Consider the following 12,449-nt stretch of genomic DNA (forward strand, 5'->3'; position numbering starts at 1 on the left):
TCACCAACCTTTCGAGTCGAGGGGACGGAGGGCGGTACGCGACGACGGGCCGAACGACGGGTCCACCAGGGACCGGACCAGGCCGACCGCGGCACCGGTGATCAGCGCGACGTTCACCAGCAGGTGGATGCCGAGGGCACGGACCAGGAACGCCCCGCCGCCCCGGCGCAGCGCCCCCACCAGCGGCGGGTCGGCGGCGGCGAAGACCGCCAGGCAGAGCGCCGGCACGCCGGCCCCGTACGGGCCGAGCAGCGCCGCCGGCAGCGTGAGCACGGCCAGCCCGGCGGCCAGCACACCGAGGCTGCGGTTCAGCGCCAGACCGCGCCGGCGGTAGCGGTTGCGCAGCGACCAGCGGAGCAGTTGGGCCCGCCGGTACTGCTCGGCCAGCAGCGGCAGCAGCCGGTCCGCCTCGTCGTGCCGACCGACGACGGTGTCGGTGAGCCGGATCCGGTAGCGGGTGAGCAACCGCTCGCTGTACTCGTCGTCCTCGGCGCTGCGCAGGTTCTCGTCGAACGGACCGAGATCGCGCAGCACGGCACGGGGCACCGCGGCGAGCGCGAAGACGGCGGTGTCGACCGGGCCGACCGCCCGGGTCAGCGCGGAGTGCAGGTGCAGCACCCGGTACCGCTCGACCGGCCCGTCGTCGATCAGCGGCTCCGGGGCGTAGACGCCGTAGACGCAGCCGCAGTCGGGGTCGGCGGCCAGCACCGCCAGCGCGTTGGCGATCGCGTCCGGGGCCAGCGCGACGTCGGAGTCGACGAAGAAGACCACCTCGCCACGGCTGGCCACCACCCCGGCGTTGCGGGCCGCGGAGACCCCGCCGTTGACCGGCTGCACCAGCACCCGCACCCCGGCGGCCGTGGCCACCGCCGCCGACCCGTCGGTGCTGCCGTCGTCGACGACGAGCACCTCCACCGGCGGGTGGGTCTGTGCCGCCACCGCGTCCAGGCAGTGGCGCAGCGTCTTCGCGGCGTTCCAGACCGGGATCACGACCGAGACGGTCGGCGTACGGCTCACGACCCCTCCCCGAGCGTCACCACGGCGGTCTGGGCGCGGTGGTCGGACAACCCGCGCGGATCGTCCAGCGTGTACCGGTGCACGCGTACCGTCCGGGAGGTCAGCGTCCAGTCCAGCCGCCAGGCCGCCGGCAGCCGACCGGCGGGCCAGCTCGCCGGGTACACGTCGGCGTTGGCGTCCGCGGCGTCGCGCAGCCGGTCCCGCAACGGGCGCAGGTCGCCCATCGCGGCCGTCGTGTTGAAGTCGCCGGCGACCAGCACCGGCCCGGGGTTGGCCGCGAGATCGGCCCGCAGCCCGGCGAGTTGCGCCCGCCGGGCCCGGTCACGTTCCCGCACGTAGCCCAGGAACCGCCTCGGCGCGAGGTTCACCTGCACCGGCAGGTGCACGTTGTACGTGGACAGCACCCGGCCGCCCACCAGCAGGTCGGCGCGGAGCACCTTGGCGGCGGCGAAGACCCGCCCGAAGTCGGCGCCCGGGTCGGCCGCGAGGCCCGCGTCCGGACCGACCGCCGGCCGGGCCACCACCGGGAACCGGGACAGGGTGAGCAGCTCGCCACGGGCGACGACGGTGTAGCCGGGGAACGCCCGACGCAGCCGCTCCGGGTCGGGGGCGGGCCGGGCGCCGGCCAGCCCGGCCGCGTCGTCCCAGTAGAGATGCTCCTGCAACAGGTAGACGTCGGCCCGCCGGTCGACCAGGAACCGCAGGAACGCCTCCGGATCGTCGTGCTGGTCCCAGTAGCCGGTGTTCCAGGCCAGCACCGTCAGCGCGCCCGACGGCGGGGCGGGACGGGACGCCCACGCGTACCGGTTGAGGCCCGTGTCGGGCAGGCCGACCGTCAGCGCGGTGACCGCCGCCGCCAGCACCACCGCCGCCGCCCGGGCGGGCAGCGGCCGGCGCAGCGCCCGGGCCGCCGGCACCACCGCCGCCAGCGCCACCGGCACCAGCAGGTACGCCACCGGCGGCAGCAGGTCCGGCAGCAGCCAGAACCACCAGCGCCCGCTCAACGCGCGGTGCAGCCCGGTGAACACCGCCCAGCCGAGCGCCGCCGCCCAGAGCAGCCGGGTGGCCGCACACCACCGCCGCCGGCCGGGCGTGCGCTCGCGGCCCTCGCTGGGCTCGCGGCTTTCGCTGGGCTCGCGGCCCTCGCTGCGCTCGGTGCGCTCGCTCATGCTGTGCTGGCTGGGCATGCGCTCGCGGCCCTCGCTGCGCTCGGTGCGCTCGCTCATGCGGGGCTGGCTGGGCATGCGCTCGCGGCCCTCGCTGCGCTCGGTGCGCTCGCTCATGCTGTGCCGGTTGGGCGTGCGCTCGCGGCCCTCGCTGCGCTCGGTGCGCTCGCTCATGCGGGCACCTGCGCGGTGGGGCGTGGGCCGCCCTCGTAGAGGCGCCGGAAGGAACGGGAGCAGAGCCACTGCGCCGCGCCGGCGGCAGCGCCGGCGGCGATCGCCAGGTTGATCAGCCACTGCACCCCGACGAACGCGACGAGCAACGCCGGTCCGCGCCGACGGGCGACGAACCGGTACATGCCGGCGTCGCACGCCAGGAAGAGCAGGAGGGCGGCCACTGACGGCAGCGCTCCGAGCGCGCCGGCCAGCAGCGGCAACGGCAGCGCGAGCGTGCCGAGCAGGGCGCTGACGGCGGCCCACATCCGGGACGCGGTCTCGAAGCCCTGCGCGGCACGACGCCGGTACGCGTACAGCGGCATCCGCAGCCGGCTGCGGTGGAACACCTTGCGCAGCATCGGTCCGAGCCGGTCGTCGTCGCGGTGCCGGCCGTGCAGCGCGTCGGTGAGCCGGATCGGGTACCGGCCGGTGAGCCGCTCGCCGTACTCGACCTCCTCGGTCTGGCGCAGCCCCTCGTGGAACGGGCCGATCTCGGCGAACACCCGGGCCGGCATGGCGCAGATGGCGGTGAACAGGAAGCTGACGTCGCCCAGCGAACTGATCCGCCACCAGTGCGCCTGGAGGCACCGGCACTCCTGGACGAGGCTGTCCCGGACCAGCGGGACCTCGTCGAGGATGCCGCAGATCGCGCCGGCCCGCGGGTCGGCGGCGAGCAGCCGCACCGCCCGGGTCACCGTGTCCGGCGGCAGTTCCACGTCGGAGTCGACGAAGAGCAGGACGTCGCCGCGGGCCCGGGCGGCGCCGATGTTGCGGGCCAGGGCGGGGCCGCCGTTGTGCGGCGTGTGGACCACCGGCACGCCGAGCGACTCGGCCACCGCCACCGAGTCGTCGGTGCTCCGGTCGTCCACGAAGATGATCTCGGTGGCGGGATGGGTCTGGGCCAGCAGCGCCGGCAGCGTCAGCGGCAGCGAGTCGGCGTGGTTGTAGTTGGGGACGACGACGGAGACGGTCGGGGTGTGTGCGGTCATGGCTCTCCTTGACGAGGGCACGGGCGAGTGCGGGGCGCAGGCGAGTGCGGGGCGCGGGCGAGGGCGGGCGCGGCTTCAGGACAGGGCGGCGACGAGCGCCGGGAACCGGATGGCGGCGTAGAGCGCGCCCAGGCAGGCCGCCCAGAGCACGGCGGCGGCGAGCACCGCCCGGTCCCGCGACAGCAGCCGGACCGGGTCGCCGCCGGCCCGCCGGACCAGCGCCAGTTGCAGGTACCGCGACATCAGGTAGAGGACGAACGGGGTGGACAGCAGCATCGCGGCGTCCCCGTACCGGCCGAACGGCGCTTCGGTGCCCAGCCAGACCAGCCCGGCGGTGACCGCCAGGAGCCCGTTGAGCTGGAGCAGGTGCCCGGCCAGCTCCACCGACCAGCCGCGCAGGGCGGGCCGGTGGGCCACCCCCGCGTCCAGCAGTTCCTGACGGCGCTTGCCGACGATCAGCAGCAGGCAGCCGGCGAACACGGTGACCAGCAGCCAGGCCGACACGTCCGCGCCGACGGCCAGGTAGCCCTGCACGGCGCGCAGCACGAACCCGGTCGCGACCACCCCGGCCTCGACCAGCGGAACGTGCTTCAGGCCGCGGCTGTACCAGACGTTGAGCACGAGGTAGGTCAACACCGGCCAGGCCGGTCCGACCGGGCCGGCGGCCAGCAGCAGCGCGAGGCCGAGCAGGAGCACGACGGCGCAGGCGTACGCCAGCGGCACCGGCACCCGGCCGGACGCCACCGGCCGGTGCCGCTTCACCGGGTGGAGTCCGTCCCGGTGCCGGTCGACGACGTCGTTGCCCACGTACACGGCCGAGGCGGCGAGCACGAACGCGACGACGGACCAGCCCAGTCGGGTCAGCCCGGCCAGGTGCCAGGACAGCGGGTCCAGCAGGGGGAGCGGGACGACCAGCAGGCTCTTCACCCAGTGGCCGGGTCGGATCAGGCGGACCAGGTCGACGACCAGTCGGTGGCGGCGGGTGGCGGGCGGCTCCACGGCCGGTACGGCGGCGGGAGCGGAGTCGAGGAGAGGCATCGGCCGGCGCCCTAGAAGAAGATCTTCGCGAGCGAGAGGGCGCCCTGTCGCCAGGGTTCCCGGCTGGTCCGGCCGGCCCCGGTCGCCGTCGCGCCCCGGTTCGCCCGCCACCACCGGTAGGTGGCGAGGATCGCGTCCCGGTTGGCGAGGCGGGGCGTGAAGCCGAGCCGGTCGCGGGCCTTGTCGATGCTCACGTAGGAGTCCGCGCGCAGCTTGTACAGCAGCCGCCCGTACACCGGGGAGAGGCCGCTGCGCTCCAACGCCCGCAGTGCCGCGAGCGTCGGCGCGGCCGGCAGCCCGACCACCCGCCGGCCGTGCCCGGCGGCGTCGAGCACCGCCTGGAAGTCTTCGCGCAGCGTGCCGAACTCGGCCGCGCCCAGGTTGTACGTGTCCCCGGCGACGTCTTCCGGGGCGGCCAGCACGGTCAGCACGGCGTCGACGAGGTCCTCGACGGCGAACATCTGCACCCGCACGTCGCCGCGACCGAGCACCGGGAAGTTCCGGCCCTCCTCGGCCCATTCGAAGAGCATCGCGAACAGGCCCATCCGGCCCGGCCCGAGGAACGTCTTGGGTCGCAGCACCGGCACGCAGAGCCCGTCCGCGCGGAACCGCTCCACGAGGAGTTCCGCCTCGACCTTCGCCCGGGTGTACGGGTCGACCGGCTCCCGCGGGTGGTCCTCGGGGGTGGGCACCAGCCGGGGCAGGCCGTAGACGGCGGTGGAGGAGATGTGCACGACCCGGGGGACCTGCACCCGGCGGGCGGCGCCGAGCACCGCGTGCGTGCCGTCCACGATGATCGACCGGATCATCTCGGCCGGGTAGCTGGGCAGCGCGGCGGCGCAGTGCACGACGGCGGACGCGTCGGCGAACACCCGCGCCAGCAACGCGGCGTCGCGGACGTCGCCCTGGCTGTGGGCCAGCTCCGGGTGGGTGTGCGCGGCGGGCAGCAGGTCCAGCCCGTGCACCCGGTGTCCCTCGGCGAGCAGCCGGCGGACCAGGTGCGAGCCGAGCATCCCGCTGGCCCCGGTCACCACGACGTGGCCGCTGGTCACCATCGCGACGTCACCCGCTCCCGGACGAAGGCGGTCAGCAGCCGGGGCAGCCCCCGGGACAGCGTCGCGTCCAGGGCGGTGAGGAAGTGCTCCACGTCCTCCGAGCCGGCCACCAGGCTCGGCGCGACCATCAGCGGATTGTCGGCGTTGGGGCTGTAGTAGGTCATGATCCCGTGCTCGCGGAACAGGTGCGCGATCACCGAGAGGGTGATGAGCTTGGTGCGGAACTGCGGGTCGTGGGTGAAGCCGGGCATCAGCCGGCCGGCCAGGTCGAGCAGGCCGGGACCACCGCCGAGGAAGACGCCCCACAGCGCGCCGGCGCCGTCGACCCGGCCGACCACCTCGGGGTACGCCTTGGCGATCCGGTCGAGGCCGGGTTGCAGCACGGCTCCCAGCATCCGGGCCCGGGCGGGGTAGTCGTCCTCGACCACCACCGCGACGGCCTCCAGGGCGGTGGCGGTCTCCTCGCCGAAGCCGTAGTAGGTCGTGCTGTGCAGGATGACGTCGGTCAGCCGGTCGTACGCCCGGCGGAACACCGGCTCGCGGGCCGTGTAGCCGGCGATCGAGGCCTTGCCGCCACCGAGCGACTTGGAGTACGTGAGGATGTCCGGCAGCAGCCCCTCGCAGCGCATGAAGTTGAACAGGCTGCCGGTCTTGCCCCACCCGGTGTAGACCTCGTCGAAAATCATGATGATGTCCCGCTCCCGGCAGAGCCGTTGCAGGGCCAGCAGGTCGTCGTCGCCCCACCGGCGCATCGTGGAGGCGCTGAACGGTTCGACCAGGATGGCGTACACGTCGCAGCCGCCGTCCGGGGCGCGTGCCGCGTCGACGGCCGCGCGGACGGCGGCCAGGTCGCCGTACGGGTAGACGACGATGCCGGGCAGGCCGGGGAAGCGGAACGCGTTCTCCGACGAGCCGGTGAGACTGCCCGCGCCGAGGGTCTTGCCGTGGAAACTGATGTCGGCGCGCAGCACCGTGTTGCGCCGTCCGCCGTGGTACTTGTAGGCCATCTTCACCGCGCCCTCGTTCGCCTCCGCGCCCGAGTTCGGGAAGTACGAGACGGAGAGGTCGCCGGGGAGCAGGGCGGCCAGGTTGTGGCTCAGCGCCGCCGTGTACGGCGAGAAGAACGCCTTGTGCACCTCCATCCGCCGGGCCTCGGCGAAGCGCCGCCGGGCGGCCAGGATGCGCGGATGGTTGTGCCCGTGGTTCAGCACGCCGACGCCACCGGAGAAGTCCAGCACCCGGCGGCCGTCCCGGAGGTGGATCCACACCCCTTCGGCGTGGTCCACCAGTTCCCGGCCGAAGCCGAACGTCGTCATCAGGGAGACCTGGCTGCGACTGACATGGTCGCGGTACAGCTGGTGCACCTGCTTCGTGCCGAGCTGTTCCGCCTCGTCGATACCGATCAGGTGGGGCATGCGGTGGCCTTTCCTCGGACGACCGGTGGGGGAGTGTCAGCGTCGACGGGACCGGGTCCCCCCGAGCCCTCGGGTGACGGTGTGGCGACGCTGTGCGATCTCAAGCTAGCGACGTGTGTCGATCTCGTCATGCCGGATGTTCGGGGGACGGACCGACCCGTCCGCTGTCCCCCGGGCGGGGGACAGCGGACGTCCACGAGGACGGCGGGTGGACGTTCGTGGGGTGCCGGCGCCGTCTCAACCGGCCTGGAGGCGGTCCTCCCGGACCCGGTCGGCGAGGTCGAGCTTCGTGCGGCTGGGCCGACCGAGATCGTGGTACTTGGCCTTGACCCGGTCCAGGTAGGTGCGGGCGGTCTCCGGCTTGATGCCCAGGTGCCGGGCGGTGGCCGTGAGGGTCATGCCGGAGGCGTACGCGAGCAGCACCCCGCGCTCGCGGGGGGACAGCCGGGGGCGGGTCGGCCGGGCGTCGCCCAGGCAGGCGAACGCCAGTTCCGACGAGAACGCGGGCCGCCCCGCCGCCACGTCCCGGACCGCGGTGGCCAGGGCCCCCAGGTCGTGGTCCTTCGTCACGTACCCGCTGCACCCGGCGGCGAACGTGGCCACCACCTGGTCGGGGCGGGCCCAGACGCTGAGCACCAGCACCCGGCGGCCGGACGTCACCAGCCGCCGCACGTTCTCCGCCGCGTCGCTGCCGTCGCGCAGCACCAGATCCAGCAGGACCACGTCGATCGGCTCGGTCAGCGTCCGCAGCAGGCCCTCCACCGTGGCCGCCGTGCGGACCAGCCGCAGGTCGCCGACGCCCGCCAGCCAGGCGTCCAGGCCCTCCAGCAGCATCCGGTCGTCGTCGACGGCCGCCACCCGGATCAGCCCGTCCACGTCAGCTCCACGCACGTCCCGGCCCCCGGCGCACTGGAGACCCGGGTCCGACCGCCCACCTCGGCCACCCGGTCGACGATCGAGTGCCGGAAGCCGAAACCCGGGGGAGCCTCCTCGGGGCGGAAGCCGCGCCCGCGGTCGACCACGGTCACCCGCAGCAGTCGGCCCGCCACGGTCACGGTCAGCCAGGCGTGCTCCACGCCGGCGTGCTTGACCACGTTGTTCAGCGCCTCCTGCGCCGCCGCGCGCAGCGCGGCCACGACCTGGGGCGGGACGTCCGGGGGCACGGTCGCCCCCTGGTACCGGACCCGCAGGCCGAGCAGGGACGCCTCGCTCACCACGTCCCGCAGCGCCTCGCCGAGCGTGCCGAACTCCACGTCGGAGCCGTCGCCGAGCAGCCCGCGGACCACCTCCGCGTCGCGGGCGCAGCGCCGGCGTACCTCGGGCCGGCCCGGGTCGGCCACGCCGCGGGCGATAAGCGTCAGCGTGGTCAGCACCGTGTCGTGCAGCGTCCGGTGGTGGGCGAGCCGGGTGACGAAGCGGGCGTGGTCGGCGGCGGCGTCGGCCTCGGCCGCCAACCGTTGCGCGTTGGTCCGGTCCAGGTTGCGTCCGGTACGCCGCAGGTAGCGCACGGCAAAGCCGGCGACCAGCGCGAAGCAGGCCACGCCGTTGACCGCGTGCACGAGCGCCGGCACCGAGGGGCCCGTGCCCGGGCCGACGGCGACGATCACCAGCGACTGGATGAGCACCAGCACCAGCAGGTCGCCCGCGACGGCCCAGGGCCGGGCCAGCGCCGCCCCCACCAGCGAACCGCTCGCCTGCACCAGCAGGTTGCCCCAGTTCGGGGCCCCGACGTCGGTCGTCAGGTTCGCGGTGACCGCCACCAGCACCGTGCCGGCCAGCAGGACGTCCAGGTGCACCAGCGCCGTCGGGAACCAGCCCCGCCGCCGGGCCACCCCGAACAGCACCACGTTCCAGGCCGTCGCCGCGACCAGCAGGCCGAGGTTGGCCCAGGCGCTGCGGTACGCGCCGTAGGCGCAGGTGACGACCGCCGGGGCCAGGCAGGTGATCCGATGCAGCGCCAGTAGGACCAGCATGAACCGGTTCGCCCGGCCCTCCCCCGTGACACCGGTCATGGTCGCAGAGTGACCGCGCAATGACACGCCGGTCATTCTGGCAGTCGATCTCAACGATGGTCATCACTGCGCCGGATGGTCAAGGCCGTTCGGCGGCCCGGATCGACCGGCCGGTGCGGGGAGCGACCGCTTCCGCCACTTGACGTCCGTCGCCGCGAGCCGATCCCACCGCGGGCGATCCCGCCGAACAAGGTCTACCGGCGACTGTCGGTTGTAGGGTGTTGCGGCACGACGATCGGCACCGATGGAGGACCGGTATGCGGGGGTGGCGTCGGTCGATTCCGGTGGCCGTGGTCCCGGTGGTGCTGGCGGTGGTCGGCAACCTGGCCACCAGCACCGTGCAGGTGTCGGCGGGTTGGTGGCCTCCGGTCGTCTGGACGGCGACCGGGGTCCTCGGCCTGGCGGCCGTCGCCATCGGAGTTCGCGACACGGCAGCGCCGCCTTCGATCACCACGCGCCCGAACGACCTCGACGACGCGGCCGACTGGCTGGCGCGGGCCCTCCGCGAACGGTACGTCCAGGCGGAGGAGCAACGGCGGGTGCAGGCCCCAGCCGCGTTGCTGCTGCGGTTCCGGCCCGCCTCGGAGGAACTGCTCGACCACTGGCCCAACATCCGCCGGGCCCGCCCCGGCGCCGATCCCGGCCCGCTGCGGCTGGCCGGGAACTCGGCCGACATCGCCAAGATTTACAGCCGGATCCCGTCCGGCCGACTGGTCGTGCTCGGCGAGGCCGGGGCCGGCAAGACCGTGCTGGTCACCCGCCTCGCCCTCGAACTGCTGGGCAGACGCCGTCCCGGTGGTGCGGTGCCGGTGGTGCTCGACGCCCGTTCGTGGGATCCCGCCGGCCCCCTGCGAGACTGGATGGCCGAACAACTGGCCCACGATCATCCTGAGCTCGCCGCGTCGGCCGGCCCGGACCGACCCAGCCTCGCCGCGCGACTGGTCGGCGGGGGACACGTCTGGCCGGTGCTCGACGGTTTCGACGACGTGCCGCCCCGCCTGCGCAAACTGGCGATCGAGCAGATGAACCTCGCCGCATCGGTGCCGCTGGTCCTGACCTCGCGAGCCGCCGAGTACGCGGCGACGGTCGCCGACGGATCCGTGTTGGCCGAAGCGGCAGGCATCGAACTCCAGGGCCTGACGGCAACCGATCTGGACCACTACCTTCCGCGCACCAGCCGCCCGTCGCCCCCGGCGACCCACACCGACCACGGCGGGTGGGGTCCGGTGCTCGCTCGGCTTCGCCGGCGCGGCACCGACCCGGCAGCCGCTACCCTGGCCGCGGCGTTGACCACGCCCCTCATGGTCTATCTGGCCCGGGCCCGCTATTCCGACAACGGCCACGATCCGGCGGAATTGCTCGACCGGGATCGCTTTCCCACCGCTGACGACGTCCGCCAGCACCTGTTGGCGGCCTTCGTGCCGGCCGTCTACCGCCACCCGTCCGCAGGCGGTTGGACGGCGGAGGCCGCGAGCCGGTGGTTGACGGGTCTCGCCCGCTACGCCGGCGGGTCCCGCAGCGGGGACCTGGCCTGGTGGCAGCTCCGTGACCAGGTGCCGAGGACCGTACGCGTGCTGGGCTGCGGGGCCGTGCACGGGCTGGCGGCACTGCTCACCGTCACGCTGCTCACGGTGCTGTTCAGTCACTTCGGCGGCCGAGGCGACGCGGTGCTCCGGCCCGGCCTGGCGCTGTCCGGGGTGGTGGCGCTCGTCGGTGGCCTCTACACGGGCTGGCCGGCCAGGGGCGCGCCACCCACACGGACACACGTGGGAGTCCGCGGGCGTCTCCGCGACCAGGTCCGCGACTTCGTGATCGTCTTCTTCCTCGCGAAAGCGTTCTTTCTGCCGCTGAAGGTGATCCTCCTGGCGGCCGGCGGATGGTCACTCGCCTTCGCGTTCGGCACCGTGCCCTCCATCGCGGTCGCCCTGTCGACCGCGATTACCGTGATTCTGCTGCGTTCCGTCGAGGTCCCCGCCGAGCCCGAACTCGTCAGCAGCCCGCACGCGTCCCTCAGGTCGAGTCGCCGCAGTGCCCTGCTGCGCTCGGGCGTCGTCACGCTGGCCTGCGTCGTCGGGGTCGGCGGAGCCTTCGGCGCGTTCGGCGGCGTGACCGTCGGTCTCGTCGCCGCGGGCCTGGCGGTACCCGCCCGGCTGGCCCACGTCCTGACCTGTACCGCATGGGGTTCCTGGAGCACCCTCACCCGGCCGTATCTCGCCGTGACCGGCCGTCTGCCCTGGCGTGCCATCCGGTTCCTGGACGACGCCCGGCAGCGGGGCGTCCTACGCCAGGCCGGTCCGGTGTACCGGTTCCGCCACGAGGAGCTCCGACGTCGCCTGGCCGGTGCCGTTGTGCCGTGACGTGTCGGCTCCGTCTGTCATCGGACGCTCTCCTCGCGCGCCACCGTCCCCGGGCGTCGGCTACGAATGATGGGCCCTCCATCAGGTCGAGGGTCAAGCCGGGTCAGGGGCGGGGGAAGATCGGCACCGGCTGGTCCTCCGGGTCCAGGTCGAGCCCGGCCGGCCCGATGATGCGCGGATCCGGCGTGCCGACCACGGCCTCGTCCTTGTCGGCGTAGTCGAAGCGGTGCAGCACGTGGCGCATCGCCTCCAGCCGGGCCCGCTTCTTGTCGTTGCTCTTCACCACCGTCCACGGCGCGTCCGCGGTGTCGGTCCAGAAGAACATCGCCTCCTTGGCCTCGGTGTAGTCGTCCCAGCGGTCGAGCGAGGCGAGATCCATCGGCGAGAGCTTCCACTGACGCACCGGATCGACCTTGCGGATGACGAACCGGGTGCGCTGCTCGTTGCGGGACACCGAGAACCAGAACTTGACCAGGCGGATGCCGGAGCGGACCAGCATCCGTTCCAGGTCCGGGGCCTGCCGCAGGAACTCCAGGTACTCCTTGCGGGAACAGAAGCCCATCACCCGCTCCACGCCGGCCCGGTTGTACCAGGACCGGTCGAACAGCACGATCTCCCCGGCCGCCGGCAGGTGCGCCAGCCACCGCTGGAAGTACCACTGGCCGGCCTCACGCTCGTCCGGCTTCTCCAGCGCGACCACGCTCGCGCCGCGCGGGTTGAGATGCTCCATGAAGCGCTTGATCGTGCCGCCCTTGCCGGCGGCGTCGCGGCCCTCGAAGAGGATCACCAACCGCTCGCCGGTGTCCTTGACCCAGTCCTGCAACTTGAGCAGCTCGATCTGGAGCAACCGCTTCTGGTGGTCGTACTCCTCCCGGTCGAGACGCTCGTCGTACGGGTAGCCGTCGCGCCAGGTCTCCACCGGGCTGCCGTCGGGCAGCAGCAGGACCGGGTCGTCGTCGTATCCGTCGTGTACCTGGTAGTCGGCGGCGAGGTCCAGCAGCGCGGTGTCGGCCATACCGGTCGTACCTACCCCGCCGCGCCCGCCTCGATGCGGTCGGACCACAACTCCCAGGTGGTGCTCAGGTTGCCCGGCGGAAGCGGTGACCCGCGATGGTTTCGGCCCCGGTGCGAGGGGCATCTTCCGGCGGCGGCCCACTCGGGTCGCCACGTCACCGGGAGGGGGAGTT

Annotated in this window: 10 protein-coding genes; 1 reads left to right on the forward strand and 9 read right to left on the reverse strand. The window is 73.7% G+C overall.

Annotation, left to right across the window (positions count from 1 at the left end):
• The 8 genes from ACIA6B_RS03160 to ACIA6B_RS03195 all read right to left on the reverse strand — a co-directional run bounded on the left by ACIA6B_RS03160 (position 1) and on the right by ACIA6B_RS03195 (position 8,905).
• Positions 1 to 1,017: a glycosyltransferase family 2 protein gene (locus ACIA6B_RS03160; RefSeq protein ID WP_396770430.1), complete on the reverse strand. Its 1,017-nt coding sequence runs from the start codon at positions 1,015 to 1,017 to the stop codon at positions 1 to 3.
• A complete protein-coding gene (locus ACIA6B_RS03165; RefSeq protein ID WP_396770432.1) occupies positions 1,014 to 2,357 on the reverse strand; it encodes an endonuclease/exonuclease/phosphatase family protein in 1,344 nt (447 codons plus the stop codon). Before ACIA6B_RS03165 ends, ACIA6B_RS03160 begins: the two co-directional genes overlap by 4 nt.
• Entirely contained in the window at positions 2,354 to 3,385 is a 1,032-nt protein-coding gene (locus ACIA6B_RS03170; RefSeq protein WP_396770435.1) for a glycosyltransferase family 2 protein, read from the reverse strand. The genes ACIA6B_RS03165 and ACIA6B_RS03170 overlap by 4 nt, the downstream gene beginning before the upstream one ends.
• 75 nt (positions 3,386 to 3,460) lie before the next feature.
• Positions 3,461 to 4,423, reverse strand: a complete 963-nt coding sequence (locus ACIA6B_RS03175; protein ID WP_396770437.1) for a UbiA prenyltransferase family protein — start codon at positions 4,421 to 4,423, stop codon at positions 3,461 to 3,463.
• An 11-nt stretch (positions 4,424 to 4,434) separates the two neighbouring features.
• On the reverse strand, positions 4,435 to 5,478 hold the full coding sequence (locus ACIA6B_RS03180; protein ID WP_396770439.1) for an NAD-dependent epimerase/dehydratase family protein: 1,044 nt from the start codon (positions 5,476 to 5,478) through the stop codon (positions 4,435 to 4,437).
• Positions 5,472 to 6,794 (reverse strand): aspartate aminotransferase family protein, encoded by a 1,323-nt coding sequence (locus ACIA6B_RS03185; RefSeq protein ID WP_396771207.1) that lies wholly within the window; start codon positions 6,792 to 6,794, stop codon positions 5,472 to 5,474. Before ACIA6B_RS03185 ends, ACIA6B_RS03180 begins: the two co-directional genes overlap by 7 nt.
• 336 nt (positions 6,795 to 7,130) lie before the next feature.
• Positions 7,131 to 7,769, reverse strand: a complete 639-nt coding sequence (locus ACIA6B_RS03190) for a response regulator (protein WP_396770441.1) — start codon at positions 7,767 to 7,769, stop codon at positions 7,131 to 7,133.
• Entirely contained in the window at positions 7,757 to 8,905 is a 1,149-nt protein-coding gene (locus ACIA6B_RS03195) for a sensor histidine kinase (protein ID WP_396770443.1), read from the reverse strand. The genes ACIA6B_RS03190 and ACIA6B_RS03195 overlap by 13 nt, the downstream gene beginning before the upstream one ends.
• A 257-nt stretch (positions 8,906 to 9,162) precedes the next feature.
• On the opposite strand from ACIA6B_RS03195, the gene ACIA6B_RS03200 reads away from it, so the two are divergent.
• Positions 9,163 to 11,262: an NACHT domain-containing protein gene (locus ACIA6B_RS03200; RefSeq protein ID WP_396770445.1), complete on the forward strand. Its 2,100-nt coding sequence runs from the start codon at positions 9,163 to 9,165 to the stop codon at positions 11,260 to 11,262.
• A 103-nt stretch (positions 11,263 to 11,365) separates the two neighbouring features.
• On the opposite strand, the gene ppk2 is transcribed toward ACIA6B_RS03200, so the two are convergent.
• Positions 11,366 to 12,277, reverse strand: coding sequence for a polyphosphate kinase 2 (ppk2, locus tag ACIA6B_RS03205; RefSeq protein WP_396770447.1), 912 nt, complete (start codon positions 12,275 to 12,277; stop codon positions 11,366 to 11,368).
• Between the last annotated feature and the right edge of the window lie 172 nt (positions 12,278 to 12,449).

This window comes from Micromonospora sp. NPDC051141 (assembly GCF_044455765.1).
Taxonomy (GTDB): Bacteria; Actinomycetota; Actinomycetes; order Mycobacteriales; family Micromonosporaceae; genus Micromonospora.